The sequence below is a fragment of the Methanobrevibacter sp. genome, from assembly GCF_036307625.1.
Taxonomy (GTDB): Archaea; Methanobacteriota; Methanobacteria; order Methanobacteriales; family Methanobacteriaceae; genus Methanocatella.
On record NZ_JAXJXF010000094.1, the window covers coordinates 41494 to 63409 of the forward strand.

The 21916-nt window shown below is 36.2% G+C and carries 18 protein-coding genes; 7 read left to right on the forward strand and 11 right to left on the reverse strand.

The window, feature by feature from the left end; all coding sequences use genetic code 11:
- Nucleotides 1-106: 106 nt before the first annotated feature.
- The 4 genes from UIB65_RS05885 to polC all read right to left on the reverse strand — a co-directional run bounded on the left by UIB65_RS05885 (nt 107) and on the right by polC (nt 7311).
- On the reverse strand, nt 107-454 hold the full coding sequence (locus UIB65_RS05885; RefSeq protein WP_330040218.1) for an RNA polymerase Rpb4 family protein: 348 nt from the start codon (nt 452-454) through the stop codon (nt 107-109).
- Between the two features lie 5 nt (nt 455-459).
- Nucleotides 460-750, reverse strand: coding sequence for a 50S ribosomal protein L21e (locus UIB65_RS05890; protein ID WP_330040220.1), 291 nt, complete (start codon nt 748-750; stop codon nt 460-462).
- Nucleotides 751-1444: 694 nt separating this feature from the next.
- Nucleotides 1445-3775 (reverse strand): anaerobic ribonucleoside-triphosphate reductase, encoded by a 2331-nt coding sequence (gene nrdD, locus UIB65_RS05895; RefSeq protein ID WP_330040222.1) that lies wholly within the window; start codon nt 3773-3775, stop codon nt 1445-1447.
- A gap of 233 nt (nt 3776-4008) precedes the next feature.
- The gene (gene polC, locus UIB65_RS05900; protein WP_330040223.1) at nt 4009-7311 is read right to left on the reverse strand and encodes a DNA polymerase II large subunit; all 3303 of its coding nucleotides are present in this window, start codon (nt 7309-7311) and stop codon (nt 4009-4011) included.
- A gap of 193 nt (nt 7312-7504) precedes the next feature.
- Between polC and UIB65_RS05905 the strand changes: the two genes are divergently transcribed.
- From UIB65_RS05905 to UIB65_RS05925, 5 genes are all read left to right on the forward strand, one after another.
- Nucleotides 7505-8527, forward strand: coding sequence for a hypothetical protein (locus tag UIB65_RS05905; RefSeq protein WP_330040225.1), 1023 nt, complete (start codon nt 7505-7507; stop codon nt 8525-8527).
- Nucleotides 8528-8560: 33 nt separating this feature from the next.
- A complete protein-coding gene (locus UIB65_RS05910; protein WP_330040226.1) occupies nt 8561-9049 on the forward strand; it encodes a nucleoside deaminase in 489 nt (162 codons plus the stop codon).
- A complete protein-coding gene (locus UIB65_RS05915; RefSeq protein ID WP_330040228.1) occupies nt 9030-9407 on the forward strand; it encodes a GNAT family N-acetyltransferase in 378 nt (125 codons plus the stop codon). The genes UIB65_RS05910 and UIB65_RS05915 overlap by 20 nt, the downstream gene beginning before the upstream one ends.
- A gap of 348 nt (nt 9408-9755) precedes the next feature.
- Entirely contained in the window at nt 9756-9929 is a 174-nt protein-coding gene (locus tag UIB65_RS05920) for a hypothetical protein (protein ID WP_330040229.1), read from the forward strand.
- On the forward strand, nt 9926-10096 hold the full coding sequence (locus tag UIB65_RS05925) for a hypothetical protein (protein WP_330040230.1): 171 nt from the start codon (nt 9926-9928) through the stop codon (nt 10094-10096). Before UIB65_RS05920 ends, UIB65_RS05925 begins: the two co-directional genes overlap by 4 nt.
- 227 nt (nt 10097-10323) lie before the next feature.
- On the opposite strand, the gene lysS is transcribed toward UIB65_RS05925, so the two are convergent.
- The 6 genes from lysS to UIB65_RS05955 all read right to left on the reverse strand — a co-directional run bounded on the left by lysS (nt 10324) and on the right by UIB65_RS05955 (nt 18729).
- Nucleotides 10324-11907 carry a lysine--tRNA ligase gene (gene lysS, locus UIB65_RS05930; RefSeq protein WP_330040232.1) on the reverse strand — a complete coding sequence of 528 codons (1584 nt, stop codon included), beginning with the start codon at nt 11905-11907 and terminating at the stop codon, nt 10324-10326.
- 82 nt (nt 11908-11989) lie between these two features.
- Entirely contained in the window at nt 11990-13123 is a 1134-nt protein-coding gene (locus UIB65_RS05935; RefSeq protein WP_330040234.1) for a proteasome-activating nucleotidase, read from the reverse strand.
- A gap of 14 nt (nt 13124-13137) precedes the next feature.
- Entirely contained in the window at nt 13138-14322 is a 1185-nt protein-coding gene (locus UIB65_RS05940) for a proteasome-activating nucleotidase (protein WP_330040235.1), read from the reverse strand.
- A gap of 912 nt (nt 14323-15234) precedes the next feature.
- The gene (gene thiC / locus UIB65_RS05945) at nt 15235-16533 is read right to left on the reverse strand and encodes a phosphomethylpyrimidine synthase (protein ID WP_292880951.1); all 1299 of its coding nucleotides are present in this window, start codon (nt 16531-16533) and stop codon (nt 15235-15237) included.
- A gap of 245 nt (nt 16534-16778) precedes the next feature.
- Entirely contained in the window at nt 16779-17693 is a 915-nt protein-coding gene (locus tag UIB65_RS05950) for a carbohydrate kinase family protein (protein WP_330040238.1), read from the reverse strand.
- A gap of 169 nt (nt 17694-17862) precedes the next feature.
- Nucleotides 17863-18729: a LysR family transcriptional regulator gene (locus UIB65_RS05955; protein ID WP_330040239.1), complete on the reverse strand. Its 867-nt coding sequence runs from the start codon at nt 18727-18729 to the stop codon at nt 17863-17865.
- Between the two features lie 126 nt (nt 18730-18855).
- Between UIB65_RS05955 and hxlB the strand changes: the two genes are divergently transcribed.
- Complete coding sequence (hxlB, locus tag UIB65_RS05960) at nt 18856-19446, forward strand: 6-phospho-3-hexuloisomerase (RefSeq protein ID WP_330040240.1); 591 nt, start codon at nt 18856-18858, stop codon at nt 19444-19446.
- On the opposite strand, the gene fdhD is transcribed toward hxlB, so the two are convergent.
- Entirely contained in the window at nt 19447-20193 is a 747-nt protein-coding gene (gene fdhD / locus UIB65_RS05965) for a formate dehydrogenase accessory sulfurtransferase FdhD (RefSeq protein ID WP_330040242.1), read from the reverse strand.
- A gap of 882 nt (nt 20194-21075) precedes the next feature.
- Here fdhD and UIB65_RS05970 point away from each other — a divergent pair.
- Nucleotides 21076-21867 carry a formate/nitrite transporter family protein gene (locus tag UIB65_RS05970; protein WP_330040243.1) on the forward strand — a complete coding sequence of 264 codons (792 nt, stop codon included), beginning with the start codon at nt 21076-21078 and terminating at the stop codon, nt 21865-21867.
- Nucleotides 21868-21916: the final 49 nt, after the last annotated feature.

Genomic DNA, 21916 nt, shown 5'->3' on the forward strand with positions numbered 1-21916 from the left:
AACTTATTATTAGTTTTTATTTTTTAATGTAATAAACATATCTAAAAAAAGAGGGTGTTTATTGAAAAAAAGTTAAAATAATAAAAAAAGGGAATAGTTATGGAAACTATTCTTCAACATCATATTGTTCTAAGATTTCTAAGATTTGCTCCATTTCTTCTTTTTGTGGTTGATATGGTTCTTTAGCAAAAATCAATCTTAAATCTGCTAAATCTTGAGGAGCCAAATCTACAATATGGACTATTGCTCTAGTTCTTAAGTTTGGAAAAGTTTCTTGAAGTTTTTCCATAATTTCTTCACTATCTTCCGCAGAATATCTTTTGAATCTTGAAAGATGGTTTAAAGTTAAATTTTGTTCGTAGTTTAGTTCATTATTTTCAGAAAACTCTTCAAGAACTTCTTTAACTTTAGCGCTTGGTATTGCTTCACTTTCAATAATTTCTTTTCCAATCATAAAAATCAGTTTTGTAATTTTAAGTGGTCTGGTCTAACAATTAATTCTTTAGCTTTGTTTCCATCATTTAATGAAATAATGTAAGCTTTTCCTTTTTGACCAGTGATTTTACCAGTTTTTCCATGGAACCTTGGAGCTGGTTGTCCTTTTTGGATACTTGGGTTGATAGTAATGTGAACTAAGTCTCCTTCTTCAAATTTTTGGAGTCTGTTTGTAATAGGGTTAGTTCTACCTGGCCTTTGTACTTTTGTCATTTTTTTTCTTGATCTACTTTTCAATCCTCTTGATCTTTGCATTTAAATAACCTCTTAATCAGTTCAGTCTGGGTATTTAATTAAATCTATGTTATCAGCTACCTAGTATTACAAAAGCCCATAAATACTAGTAACATAGAATATGAAAATTAAAAAATTATCATCAGTGATATGATAATGATATAATTTTAGTCTAATGGTATTAATATACTTTTAGTTTTTTGGGCAATTTTTGTCGGTTTTAAAAATTTAAAATGATGATGTAACATGAAGTCGGAATTTTTTTTACCTATTTTTCCTTTAATTATACATGTTATAAATCATAATCGTTTATTATATAAATTAATCCTTATGATTATTTTATTCATGATTTTAAAAGATAATAGGAATATTGGTTCACATTCAAAATAAACAAGAAAACAACTAGAAATAAGAAAAGATTAGAACCAAAAAATTCAATTAAAAATTTCGCCCCACACCCTCAAAAATAAAAAAAGTAGAGGAATGATGTTTCCTCTTATGCTTTAACTTTTAAAGTTGTTTTGATGGTGTTTCTATTGATGCTAAATTTCATATAAGATTTTGTTTGATTTCATAATACTCTCATCCATTATATTTACAATTGTTATATATAATCGATTAAAATATTTAAATCATTCATCATTGATGTGGGATTGTTAGAATTATATGCTGATGGTTTGGTTAAAAAAAATAAGGTGGAAAAAGATAACTAAATTTAGTTATCTTCAAATCTTCTTCTGTCAATTAATTCTTGACGTTTACCTGGGTTCCATCCGCCGGAAGCGGATTTTGCACGTCCTACTTGTTGTACGTATCCGGTAATTCTGTCATACCATTCTACGTCTTCACTTTCGCCGCAAGTAGGGCAGGTAGTATTTAATCCTTTCATTAAGGTTTTACATTTTAGACAGAAGCTTAATGCGGAACTGTAAGCCCAGAATCCGATATCAGATTTTTTAGCAATTTTATGAGTTAAACTCATTAATGAATCTGGATCGGAGTAGGATTCTCCCATGAATGCATGGAAGATGTGTCCACCAGGGGTTAAGCTGTGGTATTGTTCTTCGATTTTGATTTTTTCAATCAATGATGCTCCTGTGTCTACTGGTACGTGGGAAGAGTTAGTGTAGTAGTTTGCATTTCCTTCACCTTGTACAATGGCCTGATCGCCGAATTGTTTTTTGTCAAGGGTTGCAAATCTGTATGCGGTAGATTCTGCAGGGGTTTGAAGAACACTCCATCTGAGTCCAGTTTCTTCTTGTAATTTTTTAGCTCTGTCGTTTACGTATTCAAGACATTTTACACCAAATTTATTTGCATCTGGGTTTTCAATGCCTTCACCGAATAAGGATAATAACATTTCGTTAAGTCCAACGAAACCGAAGGATAAGGTTGAGTTCTGGATTCTGTAATATGAGTCTTCAGCAACTTGTTGTTTTAGGAATGGTAATATGTGGAAATCGTTTAAACATTTTAATCCTTGTTCTCTTCTGAGCATCAGGGTTTCAGTTGCTAGGTCCATGTATTCATCTAAGTATTCGAATACTTGGGATTCGTCTTTGGATTGGTATCCGATTCTTGGGAAGTTTAAGGTTACGTATGCGAGGTTACCGGTTCTTAAACAATCTTGATCCCAGTCACCGGTCCAGGTGTCCTGTAAACAGGTTCTGCATCCCATGTAGTTTGCCATTTGTCCTCTGTATTCAGGGAACATGTTCACAAAGTAGGATGAACCGTATTTTGCGGACAATTCATGAACTAATCTGATGTCTTCATCATATTCGCTGGTCATTGTTTCAGGTCTTAAGGTGTAAATTGTGTTTGGGAATAAATGAGGTTTACCTTCATTGTCTCCAGCGAGTAAGGTTTCAGTAAAAGCTCTTTGGATTAATCTGGTTTCTTCTTCAAAGTCAGCATAAGTTCCGACAACTTGGCCTTTTGGTCCGTATGCGGTTTCATCTTTTAAGAAATCAGGAACACCGAATTCCAATGCCATACTTGTGAATGGAACTTGTGAACCTCTTGCTGCATATGCCATATTCAAGTTGTAAACTAGCATTTGAACAGCTTGTTTGATTTCATCATAGGTTCTTCCTCTTGCAAACGGTGCTACAAACACGTTCCATAAGGACATTCCTTGTCCTCCGGACATGTTTTGTTGTGCTGCAAGCATGATTTCACCGGTGTGGTTCATTAAAGTTTCCATGTGGTTAGGTGCACCTGCAATGGAGGTGTGGTCACCGGTACCGTCCACTTTAAGTCCGTATTTGATGAATGTTCTTATGTCATGTTGCATACAGTTTAAAGGTCTGCCTGCGAAGAATTCCAAATCGTGAATGTGAATGTCCCCGGCCATGTGTGCATCTGCCAGGTGTGCAGGTAACATTTTTAAAAGTGCGTATTGTTTTAACGCTTCGTCAGCTACATGCTTGTGAATACTTTCAGGGTTGTGGATCATGTTTGCGTTATCCCTGTTACCGTTTTCGATTAAAGAGGTAATGTTGTATACAGGAATACCTAAACGGGTGTAACGACTTCTTAAGTCTTCTAATCCATATTCGATTAATTTTGTGTTAACCATTTCCCTAATCATTGGAGCGGTCAAGTATTCGACGTTTAACTTTTTGAGTTCTTTCCAAGTTTCTGTAGCGATTTCAAAAGCAGTTTCTTGGCTAGCACCGGTTTCTTCGATTAAGGTGTTAGCGATTCTGGACAAATCAAATGCTTCGATTGTGTCTCTTGAAGTACGTACTTTTAATTGTGTACTTGCCAAATATTTGTTTGCGATTTCTGTGTCGATATCTTCAAGACATTCGTAAACAATTTTTTTGATTTCTTTGGTTGTAATTCCATCATATAATTGTGATACAACAGTAGCTACAATCTTATCAGATTCAAAGAACGGAGTTTCAACCATAACTAATGATTTTACTAATTTTTCATAACTGAATCTTTCTTTGATTCCGTTATTTTTCTCTACGTTTATTTTAACGGATTCATTTAAGTTATTTCCGATTTCAGAACTTCTTTCCATTTTATTATCCACCTTATTATAATTAAATATTATTTTAGTATTTTGTAGTATAAATATTGTTCGTATTCATACGAACGTAATTATTGTGAGATTAATTAAATTAATATTCAACAATAATTGTTATGTACTTTGTAGTATAAATATTGTTCGTATTCATACGAACATAATTTTTCATATCATCGAAATTTATTATATTAATTATTATAATAATCAAATGTCCGAGAGCATAAGAAAAGTAATGTCCTTTAGAAGAATACGTCTAAAGAACTTTGCTTGGATTTGTCACTTTCAAAAAGAGAGTTGATTCCAAACTCCTGTATTTCCAAACGCTGCTCCAGGTAGTGTGAAACAGGATATCTGTTAACAAGGTCTCTTGAAATTTCAAGATATTTTGTAACTGATCCTTTTGAAACAGACAGGATTAGATTGCCTCCGCACCTGCACTTTCCGGTAAGTGGCATTCTCCTATACTTTGCACCGCACTTGGTACATCTGACCTTCTGCTTGGAAAATGCCCTTGAGTTTCCCATGATGTCCGGCAAAAAGTGTGAGGACAATACCTTTTCAACAACTCCTCTCTGATCAACAGCCCTGATGGTCTCGGCAAGGCTGATTTGAGCCTCCACCTTTTCTCTCATGGACGGTAATCTCTTGTAGAGACACAGGGTTGGGCCTGCATGAATGCTTGAGGTGTGGTGTGAAAACATGAGACCTTCATACTGCTGTGGTGTTCCCAAATGCATTTCCACATTGTCAATGTATTCCAAAACATCTGCAGGTTTGTGTGGTGTGTATGTCTCCTCATAGAATTCAACCGGGAACCTTTCGAATATGTCGAGGTTGTGAGATTCGTCATCTATCTCTTCAGGGTCGATTCTTGAAGATAAAACTAAAGGAGCATCCATACTACCTCCCCTTGTATTTGGAAGGTATGTTTTTGAAAAGTTGATTAAAGCATCCAAAAGCAACATTACCGCATCTTCATCACTGTCACAGTTTCTACGTTTTGCAGAATGGAAATATGGGTGGGCGTAACATCCCAATGCCTTGGTGAATCCGACGATTCTTCCCAATACTCCTGCTGATGTATGCGGCGCAAGGCCTGCAACCAGATGTCCAATCAAATCGCTTTTTTCCTTGACGTTATAAAACGGCTCCATGTCGTAGTAACGTGTAAGCTCATCGTCAATGAATTGGGCAGTTCTTAAAAGATATTCTCCACAGTTGTCTGAAATAACAATGTCCTGAACTCTGAGCTCTATGATTTGATCTTCACTTTCAATAGGATTTCCGTAGCAGTCCTTTTCATAGCCCATCTCCAGCAGCTTTTCAACTGTAACTCCAATCTCTTTAGGGATGAAATGGGTCAGCGGCAAATCGGTTGAGTCGTGACGGATGGTTCCGTCCTTGAATGTGAATACCTCATTTTTGGCCCTCAATATTCCCTTTTCAAGAGGTTCAGGCAATTTTGATTCCGAAATCATTCCGACTACACCCTTTACCTCATCCACTCTTCTTACCTTGACGTTGTCTGACGCCTTTTTAAGCATTCTCGCAAGAGGGATGTCTTTTTCGCTAGGCTTGCTAATTTCTGTTGGACTGCCACATTTCGGACAGATTGAATTGAAGGAACTGATTCCACAGCTTGGATTGGTACATTTTCTTCTGGACAGTTCAACTTTGATTTTGCCCTTTTTGGCTGCAGTAGCAATCAGTCTTCTGGAACCTCCATAATTGCCAATTGGGAACAGTCCGTGAGGTGCAGGCTTCATCAGTCTTTCCTTGGATTTTTCAGGCCTACCTACACGGGTACCTATGTATGCGGGAGCCTTGTTTTTGATTTCCACAGGGGATACCTCATTCAGGGCTTCAATGGTTGTGGCCTTTTCAGGCAGTTTTTTGGCCAGTGTGACAAGCAGCGCATATGAATGGTCCTTGTCAATGATGATTTTATCGTCACGAACGATATGCGGCACGCCGATTATCTCCAATGTCCTTTTTTGATAGGACATGTCCAGTTTGATTCCCTCATCCTGCTTGTAGCTTGACTTGCATTTTTCTATCAGGTCAATAAGTTCATTCAAATCGGCAATTGTCACATCATTGTAACAGTATGTGTATTTCGGATGAAGGGGAATGTCGTAATTTTTGGATAATGTAAAAGCTTCAATGGCAGTCAAATAATCGTATTCAAGCTTGTGCAAATCCAGGTCAGTGGTGTTTTCATCAAAGCTTTCGCTTCTTGTGAGAAGCTGAATCCACCATTCCTCACACCATCCTGACGGATATAACGGCTGGTTGTTTCTTAAAAATTCACCAAATGCAACAAGCATGTCTCCCAGAAACAGTATTTCAGTAACGTCCTTTTTGACTTCGCGCGCTTTTTTCACGCTGTCGATTATCAGGACATCACCGTTTCTGAGCTTAACGATAGGTCCTTCAATGGAATCTACTGGAACGACACAGTTACCTTTTCCGGGATATTCGATTTTAAGTTGTGTTCCAACGGCCAAAAATTCAAGCAGAGCCATTGTTGCAGGATGAACTCCCATTGTAGCAAGACCTGTATTTCTGCTTCTTCCGTATCTGAGTCTAAATCCTCCCTTTTCGGAAGGATATCCCAGGATAGGTCTTCCTCCGATGATATCCTGAATATATTTCGGTTCGCTTACAATTTCTGATTCTTTGCTGTCGTCACTTCCTTTGGAATCATCCTTTTTAGGCTTTGAATATTCGGTAAGCCATTCCCAGTCAAGGCCTAACTTTTTGGAAATCTTATGGATCTTTTTGGATTTCTGGATTACTCCTTCAACCATCGCAAGCAGCGCCCCACCACGGATATTGTTTGTTTCGACACGTTCCAAATCCCTGTGTGACACTTCCACCTGGTCGGTCTGTTCTCCGGAAACCTCTACTGGAATGTTGTTTGCAGCGAATCTCACTTCTTCTGGTGTTGGTGAGTATTGCAGGTTTGTAACCTCTGATTCGTAGAGTTCAACTTCCTCTACATACCTTTCGATTTCATCTTCAATCGGCTTGAATGCATCAATGTTGATAGCTCTTCTGATTTTGTCTCCTAAGAGCACTGAAAGTGCTGCAGCTGTACCTCCTGCACTTCTGATAGGTCCTGCAAAATAAACTCCAATGTATTTTGTTCCGTCAAAATTGTCCTTGATTTTAACTGCAGAAATTCCTTCAAGCGGTGCTGCAACCACTCCTTCTGTCAGGATTGCCAGTGCGGTTCTGAGTCCCTGGTCGCACCTTTGCTCCTGGTCCCAGTCCGCCTTTTCGCCGGTGAGCTCAAACTTTCCTGATGCGATTTCGGCTGCAATCTCAAAGGCAACAGACTCTCTGTCCATATCTTCTTCTAACTTTTTAATTCTGTTTGCCACTCCTTCAGGACCAACAAGCCCTTCGACTCTTTCAGCTAAATCCTTTGCAAGTGGTACTTCAGTTTCTGTTTCAACATCCAAACCTTTAGACCTAGCTTCATTAGCTATTTCATATAGGTGATGGGTGTCAGCTTCTAATCTGTCAAAATAATCCATTTTATCGCCACAAACTATTAAAATTAATTCAGTATATATCTATTGATTTTCATGATATTAATAATATTTGCAAGTGTGAAAAAATGTAGGTAATATGGTGATATTTGACAAATTTTAAATAGATTGTGGAAGAAATTTTAATAGGTAAAAGGTAGTCGAACTTGTTATTTTTATTGCTATTTTGGTGATATAAATGTCTGATAAAAAACCAATTAATGCCATGTACGGCACTAAAATGAGTTTAAATCTTGATAAAGTTAAGAATAAACCTAAAAAAGAAGAAGTAGTTGAAGAAACTCCTGTCGAAGAACCTGTTAGTGAACCTGTCCAGGAAACTCCTGTTGAAGAAGTTGTCGAGGAAGAAACTGTTGAGGAAGAGGTTGAAGAGGTTTTCGAGGAAGAAGTTGTTGAGGAAGAGGTTGAAGAGGTAGTTGAAGAAACTCCTAAACCTAAAAAATCTGTTGAGGAATCAGTAGAATCTTCTGTAGATTACAATGTTGTTTCCAAACTCAAAAAAGAACTTTCAGAAAAAAATGAAAAACTTTCTAACCAGTCAAGCGAACTCAATTACTTGACCAATAAGGTAATTCCTAAACTCAAAAAGGAAAATTCCGAATTGAAAAGCGTTAAGATTGAATTGACAGACGCTTTGGAAAAAAGTACAAGGAAATACTTTGACCAACTTGATATCAATGAGGACTTAAGTAATGAGATAGGAAAACTCGGTGCAGATGGTGCAGTCAATAAAGTAAGGGCTGATAAATTAGAATCTGAATTAGAAACCATTAAATCAGATTATGAATCTAAAATTTCAGATTTAAAAGATGAATTGAATTCTAAAGATATTCATGAAGTTGATAAACTCAAAGATCAAAACGAAACTTTAAAACACAGAATTGAAGAATTGAACGATGATATTGATTCATTGAAAGATGAAAACAACGGTCTCAATTCTGAAATTACTGAATTAAGAAAAGATCTAATCGAAATTGGTGATTATAAAGAAGAAGTGGATAAGCAAAACAAGGATACTATTTCCAAATATAAGGAAGAAATTTCCTCACTTAAAACTCAATTGAAAGTTAAGGAAAGTAGCTACGATAAGTTATCCAACGATAACAACAAAACAATCACTGATTTAAGAAAACAAGTTAAAAGACTTGAAGATGCACTGGAAAAAGAATCCAACAAAGGATTGTTCAAAAGATTCAAATAGATGATTAAATTCATCTATTAACTTATTTTTTTTATGAAAACTGATGCTTATTTTATGGACGAAGCCATCAAAGAGGCCGAAAAATCTTTGGCTGAAGGCGGAATTCCAATCGGAGCCGTTCTTGTCAAGGACGGGCAAATCATTTCAAGAGGCCACAACAGACTGATTCAAGAGGGGTCTGTATTATTGCATGCCGAAATGGATGCGATTGAAAATGCGGGACGTCTTGATTACGAAGACTATGTTAAATGCACATTGTATACCACTCTTTCGCCATGTCCGATGTGTTCCGGGGCGGTGATTTTATATAATATTCCTCGTGTAGTAATCGGTGAAAATACCACTCTTATGGGTGCTGAAGGGTTGCTTGAATGCAATTGCGTTGAAGTGGTTGTTCTGAACGATATTAGATGCAGGGATCTCTTTTTGAGATTTGCATGCAACAATCCTGGCGTTTGGGAAGACGAGCTTGCAAAGGTAGGAAACACTACGGAGGTTAAAGATGGAAATAATAGTGACTGACGAGCGGGATGAACGTTTTAGGAAATTCTGCAAATCATTCGGCTGTGTGGTCGATGACCCTCAGGTAGTTCTGCTTTTAAACAGATTCGGCAAGGTTGTAGGATGCGCCAGCTTCAAGGTTTATGATTCCGATTCATGTGAAATCACTACACTGTTTTTAAATTCCTATGACGACAGGGAAAAGATTGCCTACAAGCTGATAAGGCAGCTTGAAAAGATTGCTATGGATTATGAATTCAAAAGTGTTGTCGTCAGCTTTGATTCAAGGGAAGACATTTTGGTTGATATTTTTGAAAAGCTGGATTATCAATTTGTCGATGAGCTTTTGGCGAAAAAAGAGTTCAGGAGTTTGATTTAATAACAGATTTTCTAAAATGTTTAGTCCAATGTCTTGAATTCATACTTTTTTAAAAAAATTATCCTTTTATAAAGCAATATTTAATGTTAAAAACAATTTTAAATACTTAAATTAATGAATGAATGGTTTATATATTAATAAATTGAATATTGTATCTAATCAAACTCTTAATCTAATTGTAATAAATAATACTAATTATGCTGATTATTTCAATCAAACCGATGGCGGTAAACTAGTTGATTCTACAATGCATCAACCGGAAATCCCGTAGGTAAGGGTCAAACAGTCAAATTCAAGGTTAACGGCAAGATTCATAAGGTAAAAACTGACAGGAAAGGTTATGCATCATTGAAAATCAACCTGAAGGCGGGCAAATATAAGATAACCACCGTTTATGATTCATACAAGGTATCCAACAGGATTGCCGTCAAGTCGGTTCTTTCGGCTAAAAACATCATTGGAAAAAATGTCAAGAATCTCAAATTCAAGGTAAGGCTAGTAAATAAAAAGGCAAGGATGTGAAAGGTAAGACAATCAAGTTCAAGTTCAGGGGCAAGACATACAAGGCCAAAACCAACAAAAAGGGAATAGCAACTCTGGCAGTGAAGAATCTGAAGGTCGGCAAGTATAAGATAAAATCAGTTTACGGGAAGTCAAGCATCACAAGGTCAATAAAAATCATTAAGTGACTAAACATTCTATTTCACTTAATTAATTCTTTTTTCCAAGCTTTTCATTAAATTGAATTTTCTATTTATATTTTAAGATATATTTTTTAAAACTAGTAGAATTATTAATCATATTTTCTATTTAATTAAAGTCAATGGAATTGGAAAAGATTAAAAATTAGAAATTCAATTATTAGTAGACTTTTAACTGTCTGGTTACATATGCTAAAAAAATAAATTAAAAAAGATTAAGCTTCTTTTCTTAATCTTTTTACAACAAAGTCCTTATCCAAACTCAATAAGAATGAAGCAGCTCTAGGACCTTGTTTTTGACCAAGAATCATTTTATAAATTGCCTGGAAACCTTTTTGAGGTTTCAATCCTTGGCCTTCAAGGATTTCATACATTGCATCGTGCAATTCAGCCGCATCACTGAATTCAGTATTTTCCATCAAATCAGCCAGGTCAGCCAGGAATTTGTCCTGTTCTTCGGTCAATGGCAATTTAGGTACGCTTTTTTCCTGAACTTGGAATTTTACGAATTTAGGTGCATAATTGTCCAGCCAGTATATTACGTTGTCGACCCTTTCCCTGTACTGGGCCATTTCTGTTTCGGTCAAATCACCAAATTCCTTATCTTCAAAGCTTTTGGTCAGCTGGGAGTTCCTTTTGAGGATGCCGAATATCTTTTCAAGGTCATCTCCTGCAATTTGGTATGCATTAACAAGGAATCTGAATGGCGGTCTGAAAGGTAAAGGCGCATCCGGATTCATCTGAACTATTTCATAGATTTCCTTGAATTTTCTTTCCTCTTTTTCGGATGGTGCTTCCACTTCATCGTAGAACACTTTTTCAACTGTATCGAATTGGTCAATGAAATCTAAATAAGGCATTTTTGGTGAGAAATCTTTAGCCTTCATAGGTTTTGACCTGAAGAGATAATAGTGAAGACTTTCGGCAGGTCCTATTTTCAGCCATTCGTCAGGTGCAAAGAAAACTCCGTGTGATTTACTCATGGCTTCTCCGTCAAGGGTAATCCATTCGTATGGTACTGGATATGGTGCAGGATAGTCGAAAATTTCTTCTGAAATGACACTACTTACATCATAAGATCCTCCGCTTGCGGCATGGTCTTTTCCGAACGGTTCACAGGTGGTACCGAATATTTTCCATCTTGCAGCCCATTCCACTCTCCATGTGAGCTTTCCGTTTCCGGATTTAATGTCCATTTCACCGTCATGGCCACATTCGCATCTGTATTTCACGATGTCTCCGTCAAAATCATAGGCCTCTGTGGTATTGACTCTTCCGCACTCTTCACAGATTGGATTATAAGGAAGCCAGTCATCAGCCAGAGGTTCCCTTCTGTATTCGTTGAATATTTCCTTGATTCTTTCCACATTTTCAAAGGCGGTTCTTATATAATCGTTATAGACTCCTGACTGGTACATTTCAAAACCGGATTTTGCTTCCATTTCGATTCCGTAATCGTCTATTACAGAAAGCAAAGGCTTTTCGAAGTGCTCTACAAAGTTTGCACAGCATCCGTCAGGACATGGAATGGTTGAGTATGGCATTCCAAGGTACTTGTCATAATCTTCAGGCAATGGATAAGGGACTTTTCTGAGCGGATCGTGGTCATCAGCAATCCAAATGGTTTTAGCTTTCTTTCCTTTTTCCCTTAATTTCTTTCCAATTCCGTTAGCTATAAAAATGTCGCAAGAGTTTCCAATGTGTATTGAACCTGAAATTGAGGTTCCGCTTGCAATTACATGTTCTTCTACGTCTCTTTTAGCCAGTTCATCAGCTATATTTTCAATCCAATGTGTCATCTATATTCTCCATTATTTAATAAAAAATTATCGTTAAAATAAGTTATACTATCTTAAATTTGTTTTTAGTAATATAAAAAGATTAGTTTAACTTCATCATTTTTTCAATGGATTTCATGAAATCGTTTTGAATTACTTTTCTGCGATTCGCCCTGATTGCAAACATTCCGGCTTCGGTACATATGGCCTTCAAATCAGCACCTGAAAGCCCATCTGTTGAGGCACTCAGCCTGTCAAAGTCAAGTTCCTCATCAAGGTTCATTTTCTTTGTGTGGATTTTGAGGATGTCCTTTCTGCTTTCCTCGTTTGGAAGTGGAACTTCGATTGTCCTGTCGAATCTGCCTGGTCTCAATAGCGCCTCATCCAAAATGTCTGGTCGGTTTGTTGCAGCTATTATTCCAACATCTCCTCTCTGGTCAAATCCGTCAAGTTCCGCCAGCAACTGCATCAATGTTCTGTGAACTTCCCTTTCACCGCCGGTATGGCTTTCAGTTCTTCTGGTTCCGATTGCATCTATCTCGTCAATGAATATTATTGCAGGGGTTTTTTCACGTGCAAGCTCAAAAACTTCTCGAACATACCTTGCACCTTCTCCAAGAAACTTGTTGACGAATTCGGATGCAACAAGCTTGATGAACGTTGCGTTCGTTTCGTTGGCCACTGCCTTTGCAAGCAAAGTCTTTCCAGTTCCTGGAGGTCCTTTTAAGAGAATTCCCTTTGGAGGGTCTATTCCTATTTCTTCAAATATTTCAGGATGTTTTAGTGGAAGCTCTACAGTTTCTTTAATTTCTGTAATCTGGCTTTCCAATCCTCCTATGTCTCCGTAATCTGCATCGGGCTTTTCTTCTATTTCCATTGCTTTAACTTCAGCGTCTTTTTCATCTGGATAGACTTCGACAATGGACATGGTATGCTCATTCAGCGCCACTCTGGCTCCTGGAACAAGTAAATCTCCGTCGATAGTTTCGGGAAAACCAACGATTAAGGTATGGCCTACAGTTCCTCTGATTGCCACTTTATCCTCATCAAGTCTGTCCACGACTGTTGCAAGAATTTGCGGAATCTTTTTTAATGTTTTAATTTCCTCTTGAAGTTTCCTGATTTTGTATTCCTGTTTTTCGTTTTCTATTTTTAAGAAAAGATTGTCCTTTTCCAAATTTCGCAATTTGTGGTTCATTTCTGTAATTTCTGATTTTGGTGTATTGTTGTTGGTCATAGTTTGCGCCTCTGTTAAATTATTTGTTTAATGTTTTCCAGGAGTTTGTCGATTGCATCCAGGAAATCCTTGGTTATGACTTTTTTGCGGTTGTTTCTGATTGCAAACATTCCGGCTTCGGTACAGACGGCTTTCAGGTCTGCTCCTGAAAATCCTACGGTAATTTCACTGATCTTGTCAAAGTCGATATTCTCATCGACTTTCATTCTTTGCGTGTGGATTTCAAGTATGTGTCTTCGACCCTTTGCAGATGGATTCGGCACCTCGATGGTCCTGTCGAATCTGCCTGGCCTTAAAAGTGCATCATCCAATATGTCCGGACGGTTTGTAGCGCCGATTATGCCGATGTCTCCTCTTGATTCAAATCCGTCAAGTTCAGCCAATAGCTGCATAAGAGTTCTTTGAACTTCCCTGTCGGCTCCGCTTGTATCTCCCATTCTCTTTGTCCCGATTGCATCTATCTCATCGATGAATATTATTGCTGGTGTCTTTTCCCGTGCAAGCTCAAAGACTTCGCGTACATATCTTGAACCTTCGCCGAGATACTTGTTGACGAATTCCGATGCAACGAGTTTGATGAATCGTGCATTTGTTTCGTTGGCCACTGCCTTTGCAAGCAAAGTCTTACCGGTTCCCGGAGGTCCGTACAACAATATTCCCTTTGGAGGGTCTATTCCTATTTCCTCAAATATTTCGGGATGCTTGATTGGAAGCTCAACGGTTTCCCTCAACTCGACAATTTGGTATTTGAGCCCTCCGATGTCATCATATGTAATGTTTGGACGGTCTTCAATTTCCATTGCAGTAATGTTTTCATCTTTCTTTTTTGGAAATACGTTAACAACTGTCAATGTGTTCTGATTTAAAGCTACTCTTGCTCCGGGTTCAAGCGAATCGGTGTTAATTGACTTGGGATAGTTTACAAGAAATTCGTGGCCTACATTGCCTTTAATTCCAACCTGGTTGTTGTCGAATACTTCTGTAATTGTTGCAAGGATTAGTGGATTTTTCTTGAAGGAGTTGATTTCACCTTTCAGCTCTTTTATCTTACCTTCCAGTTGGCGATTGCTGACATTTGTTTTTAATTGTTCTTTTTCAAGTTCCCTGACTTTTTGAAGCAGTTCTTCAGTTTTTGTATCTTTTTCCTTTAATGTTTCAATCAGTTCTTCTTTAGAAGCGTCTTCAACCGATTCCATCATATCACCTTAATTAATATTATATGTGGTGATGATATTTTAACATTAACACTAGCAATGGTTAATACTATTTAGGTGAAGATTGATAATCTAAATGATCTTAGACTTTTGTGAATTTCATACATTTCCTCTTCACTGAAATCTCCTGTTGGTTGATAGATATCGCAATAGAACTGTGAGCGATATTTCCAATACTGTTTTTTAAAATGGATTTTCAATGTTTCAAATTCTTCATCTGTTATTTTTAATGAGTTATTATAAAAATTTACATTTGTGGTAAATATCTCCATGAAAAAATCTAATAATTCTATAGCAAGGTCGCAATGTCCAAAATTTGAATCAATAGAATTTCGATGAACAATATATAGAATGTAGTCAGAAATTAAAAGAAAATAAATGTATTCATTGCATAATTTCAATTCTTTTAATTTGAATGAAATTTCATCAAATTTTTTTTCCAATTCTTCATATAATTTAAAATTTGGGTTTTTGGTGATTTTTTTTTAGATTCTACTTTGGCGAGGGATTTTAATTTGTCAAATCCTTCATTAATCATTTCTTTAATTTTGGGGATGATTTTTGAATCATAGTCAATGGTTTGGTTTTCAGTCATATTGTTATACATTTTTTCCACCTTTCAAAAAATTAACTATATTGGCTAATTATTACTATAATTTTAATTATATATAAATATTTTCTTTAATCAATGTCTTAAAAACTATTATTTAAGTATTTAAGTTATTTTAAAGCTAATTTTTAAAATTGAAGTTATTTAATAAGATTGATGTAGATTTGTAAAATTGATTTGAAAGTGGAATATTTGATATTGAAAATAAGTTAAATTTTATCTTCTAAATTTATAGAAGTCACGTTTGATAATAGTAAAATAAAAAAAGAGAATAGATATTGAAATATCTATTTGATTAAGTCTGAATCGGATTGATCCAACCATTCGTTAACGATTTTTACTGCACAGAAGTTACCGCACATGGTACAGGTGTCTTCTTCTTCAGGAGGTCTTTGGTCTCTTTTTGCACGTGCAGCTTCAGGGAACATTGCACAAGCATATTGTGCTTCCCAATCGAGAGTTTTTCTTGCTTCAGCCATTGCTAAATCCTGTGAACCATCGATTTGGCCGGTTGCTAAGTCTCCAGCATAAGCTCCTATTTTGGTAGCTATTACACCTTCCCTTACGTCATCCGGGTTAGGAAGAGCAAGGTGTTCTGCAGGAGTTACGTAACAGATGAAGTCTGCTCCGGCTTTTGCTGAAGATGCTGCACCGATTGCAGACACGATGTGGTCGTAACCTGGTGCTACATCACATACAATAGGACCTAACATGTAGAAAGGAGCGTTGGAACACATTTTCTTTTGAATCATTACGTTTGTTGGAATTTCATTGATTGGAATGTGTCCTGGTCCTTCGATCATACATTGTACTCCAGCTTCACGGGATCTGTCGATTAATTCTCCTAAAATGATCAATTCTTGGATTTGAGCCCTGTCTGTTGAATCGGCAATTGATCCTGCTCTCATACCGTTAGCGAGTGAAAGAACAACATCATGTTCTTTTGCGATTTCTAAAACGTAATCGAAGTTTTCGTATAACGGATTTTCTTTTTCGTTTTCAACAATCCATCCGGACATAAATGATCCTCCACGGGATACAAGTCCGGTTACACGGCCTTGCCTTTTGAGTCTGGTCAAGGTTTCAATATTGATACTACTGTGGATTGCCATAAAGTCAATACCATCTTTTGCTTGTTTTTCGATGGTGTTGAATAAATCATCTTCAGTCATGTAAATTACAGAGCCGTCTCTTCTGATGCTTTCGATAGCTGCCTGATAAACCGGTACGGATCCTACAGGTAATGGGGACATGTCCAATACTCTGTTTCTTATTACATCCAAATCTCCGCCGATACTCAATTCCATTAAACAGTCTGCACCGTTGTCGATTGCAATTTGTGCTTTTTCAACTTCCTCATCAAAGTTAACGATGTCTGTTGAGGTACCTACGGTTGCATTTACTTTTGTTCTGAGTCCTGCACCGATACCTGCTGCATCTATGTCTCTGTTTACGTTTCCTGGAATTACTATGGTTCCGTTAGCAACGGACCTTAAAATAAAATCTTCTGAAACACCTTCAATTTTTGCTACATGTTTCATTTCATCGGTTAATATACCTTTTTTTGCATCACTAATTTGTGTCATCTTAAATCATCCCTCAATTGAGATTTATAACAGTCAATTTTAATTTAAAATATTCTCATAATAAATTGATAATGAGTTATTTTTATTTAATACTATTTAAATTAATAGGATTGTTGGTTAATTCTATTTGATTTGATGTATTTAAAGTTTTTTTTAAAAAATAAGTTAAGTAAATTTTCTATATCAAGATTAAAGCATTATTGAGAAAAATAAAGTTCACTTTAAAAATAGTAAAAGGAATGGAATTAGTAGAATCCATTCATTCTTTCAAATGCATCGTCAAAGCTAGGCATGTTGGTTTGACATCCTTGCTGTTCAACAATAAATGATGAAACGGATGATGCGAATTTTGCTGATGCTTCTAAAGATTCACCGTTTAAGAATCTTGACAGGAATCCTGCTCTGTAGGAATCACCTGCTCCGGTTGGGTCAACAGCTTCTCTGGTTATTGCATCAATCTTGATTTTATCTTCACTGGAGTAAATTTCACTGCCATTTGCTCCGCAGGTCTTAACAATTATCTTCGGACCCATTTCGCGAAGACCGTTCAAGTCGGTTTCAAGAGCATCCAGAATCCTTTCGATTTCATGATGATTTCCAAAAAGAATTGTGGTATTTTCAATGACATCCTTCAGTTTTTTGGTATCATACATTCCCAAGTCCTGACCAGGGTCAAATGAAACGAGCAAATCTTCATTTTTTGCTTCTTCGGAACATTTCCAGTTGAAATCAGGGTCGCCGGTTGCAAGGTGAACAGCTTCTGCATTCTTGATTGCAGATGTAGGAACTTTGCTTTCTGCAAATTCACGTGCAGCACCCCAATAGAAGTAGCTGATTTGATCCTCATTGTCGTCGGTTAGGACAAATGCGGTAGGTGTTGCTTCGCCCGGAACAATGATTAGTGAATCAGTGTCGATACCTAAATCCTGCATGTGTTCATAATATTCGGTTTTTTTGAAATCTCCGCCAACTGCGGAAACCAATGATGTCTTCAATCCTAAGTTTGCTCCAACACACGCCACGTTAGCTGCAGCTCCACCATTGAATGTTTTCATATTGGTGATTGGTGCTGAAAAGTTAGCTTTAGGAAATTCAGCTACTCTAATTATATAATCATGAGCAGAGTGACCAATTGCTAGTAAATCTCTGTTTTTCGCCATAATAATCGCCTTTTAATATTTCATTTTAATATTAGTTTTTATCATTATTTAATGTTTTGAAATATCATATCGGTGTGCATATGATATTTCATAGAGTCATATGAGTGCATGTTAATATATTATTATATGTATTAATTTTTCTTGCCCGTGAGCATTTGATAACTAATAATTAGATTAATGTGAATCCCTGGTTTTCGATAGCCTTTTGCCCATCATTCAGTATAAAATCAATATATTCGTCAACTTCGGGTTTATCTTCGTTTACCTTAATCAGGCTGATTACATGTCGGGTGTCGAATTTTAAAATGTCATTTCCTTTGAAAAAGCTGGCATTCAAAAAGCTATGCAGATTTTCTGAATTTTTCACCAGTTTGAAAGCGTCAAATTGGGAATTCACGGTTTTTTTCAATGAATAATTAATGTCATAATGTTCAAGACTGTTCCATGCAAGCCTCTGGGCAGAACCTTCCACATTGACGAATTCAAGACCCTCCAAATCGTTGATGCTTGTAATCTCTTTGGAATTTGGGCTGGAAATCAGAACAAGGTAGTCATAGGCTATTGGAGTAAAGTCAATGTTCAGTTCATAGGCAAGCAGCGGATCGTCAAGGGTCAGGATGTCCACTGCCCCTCTTTTTGCAAGTTCGAATGCATCCTTGTCGCTGCTGCTGTAGACGTTTATATTGAATGACTTTGTGATGCTTTCCAAAAGCCCAGAACTGATATGTCCTCCGGCTATGTTGATGTTGGATGTCTTTTCAATCTGAATGCTGTATTTCCTGAACTCGTTAAGCAGGTCGATTCCGGCTTCGGTCAATAATGTTCCGTTTCCTATCTTTTGGGTTATTTTCAAACCTAACTTCTCTTCGGCCTTAAGCAGTCTTCTGTTAAAAACGGTGTGTGAAATGTTCAGTTCCTTTGCAGATTTTCTTTGGGATTTTGTTCTGTTTAATGATTCCAGACTTTTAAAAAGTTTGTAGTCATATATTTTCCCATCGATTTCAATGCTTATGAGTCCTGTGCTTTTGAATTTCATTGTCATATCCAACTTTATATTATGAAATTTTTTTTATAATGTATAATATATATTAAATTCTACATTAATTATTTATAAAATTGTTTGCAATATATAATTAGTTAAGTATTTCGGGAATTAGATAAAATGGAAATAATGAAAACTTCTATTAAGGCTATATTGGATAATATTGAAAGTGCAGAAGAGTTTTTAGATGAAAAAACAATAGATAAATTTGAAAATATGATTATTGACGCTAATAATATTTTCGTTACTGGAGCTGGACGTTCAGGACTTGCAGCTAAAGCATTTGCAATGAGATTAATGCATTTGGGATTGAGCTCTTATGTTGTTGGCGAAACCATTTCTCCAGCTATAAATGCGGATGATTGTATAGTTGCAATTTCAGGTTCTGGTGAAACCAATACTATTGTTTCTGCAGCTAAAATAGCTAAAAATAGAGGTTCAAAAGTTTTGGCGGTTACTTCCTATCCTGATTCAACTTTAGGTCAATTGGCTGATGGCCATCTTCTTGTTAAGGGAAGAACCAAAAAAGAAGTTGATGATGAAAACTATATGAAACGTCAAATCCATGGAAATTATACTTCCCTAACTCCTTTAGGTACTGCTTTTGAACTTACCACTTTGGTATTCCTTGATGCCATTGTTTCCGAATTGATGGAAAAAATGGAACAGACCGAAAGTGATTTGAAAGCAAGACATACTGTTTTAGAGTAATTAAAAAATTACTCTATTTTGATTATTATAGATATTGCATCTTTGGCCTCTTAAAAAGCCGACCAATGTGATATTTCCTTTTTTTGCAATATTGTATCCTGAATTTGCCGGTGCTGCATTTGATGCAAGTATCGGAACTCCTGCCCTTGTCATTTTTATGACCATGTCTGCAGGCATTCTCCCACTGTAGATGACATATGACTGTGACAGGTCGAAATCATGCAATAGTCCATAACCGATTACCTTGTCCACTGCAACGTGGCGGCTTACATCTTCTTTTACGACAAACTGATTTTTATAGACGATTCCTGCAACATGTGTTCCTCCGGTTGCCTGCCAGATTTCGGCATTGTCTTTCAGTTCTTCAATTCTTGAAATCAGTTCCTCCACTTTGACCTGAAAATCTGATTCGACAGGGGTCACATTCTTGATTTTGCTTCGCCATCCTCCTGCAGAATCGGAACAGAGTACTGTTTCGTTTGTCTTAAGCAGGGTGTCGTCGATTTCAGCATTGATCTGTGTGCCTTCAACTTTGATCTCCTTGATTGCATCCATGGAATTGACCATGTTTTCATTGAACAGGTATCCCACTGCAAATTCTTCAAGTGAATCCTCAATTGCAGATAGGCTGCGGCTGATATCTCCGTTTATTGTCAGGGTGATTGTTTCGTCTTTGACTACTTTTTCCTTTGCGTCTGTAGCAATTCCATTTTTGTAGTTTATTGCATCAATTTCTTCTATTTTCATGCTTCACTCTCCATTATATAATATGTTGTGTTGTCTTGATTATTATAATAATATTATATTATATGTGCATCTGGTGGCAGGTAATGCACTATACTTGAATGCTAAATTTCATTTTTTCAACGTCTTAATGTACTTCATATTCATATCGATAATGCTTATTAGTGATATGGATTTAATATTGCTTATTTGTTGCTTTACTTTTTAATTTGCGCTAGTTTGCCAAAATCACTATGTTGAATGCTTATATTGCATATTTTTTTACTCAAATAGATTTGATATGTGGGATATCGGATATGTGGTTTAGGTGAAGTTGGCACATGTCATTGCCTAAATATGTACATGGGAATAGTGCGGATTTTGATTGAATTTCAAAATTGCACTAAATTTTTTATCCAATTTTATATGGAGTTACTTTTTGTTCGTTATTATTCGAATAATATTCATGTGGCTTTTCTATTCCTTGTTTTGAATTTGTTTCAAACGTTAATTTTTTCATAATATATAAATATATGATATGAAATAAAGTTCAGTTCATATTTTTTTGAAATAGTTAATAATATTGTTTTTGTTAAAAGAAGATTTTAAATTGCCCTATTTAATTTCTAAATAATTTTTCATTTTATTTAATAAGAATTAATAATTGGTGAGGTTATTTTTAAAAAAATAGTTGCCATTATCGATATGACAAATAATCTATAATGATTTATCATTACAATTATATATTAATTGGTTCTCCTATTTAAGTATTTCTTTTAGGCTTCAATAACAAACCCTTTTTATATATTAAAAGATATAATAATACTCATAATACTTTGAACTATTTAGGTGGGATTCATTAGTATTATAAAAAATTATAAAAAAAGGGATAAAGAGGTTGATAATATGAGTTCATCTTTTAAAAGCCCAGTAGAAACAGCAAAAGCAATTTCTGCAACTGCTGGCGCAAAAAACTCTGCAAATATTGTTAATGTGATTTTGCTTTCTTTTTTAGCAGGAGCATACATCGCATTTGGAGGTTTATTAGCTGAAGTCGCTAATGCAGGTATGGTCGCTGCCGGTCTACCAGTTGGTTTATCCAAATTTGTATTCGGTGCAGTGTTCCCTGTAGGTTTGATTATTGTAGTACTCGCTGGTTCTGAATTATTTACTGGTAACGTAATGTTCATGACCATCGGAGTATTAGATGGTACCGCTTCTGTAGGCGGACTCGCTAAAAATTGGGTAATAAGTTGGTTATTCAACTTCGTAGGTGCATTATTCGTTGCATACGTTCTTGCATTTATGGGTGGAATCATCACTTCCGATCCAGCTATTCAAGCAGGTGCAATCAAAGTAGCAACTGGTAAGGTTGGTATGAGTTTCGATGTAGCTTTCATTAAAGCTATTGGTTGTAACTGGTTGGTATGTCTAGCTGTATGGTTAGCTAACGCATCTGATGATATCATTGGTAAAATCTTTGGTATTTGGTTCCCAATTATGGCTTTCGTAACCATCGGATTTGAGCACAGTGTTGCAAACATGTTCTTCATACCATTAGGTATGTTCTTAGGAGCTGAAGGTGTTAACTGGAGTACTATTATTGTAAATAACTTAATTCCAGTAACTCTTGGTAACATCGTTGGTGGTGCAATATTCGTAGCTTGTATCTACTGGTTTACCTACCTTAAAGAATAAGCTAGTAAATTTAAAATTTAAAGAAGCTTTTATAGCTTCTTTTTAACTA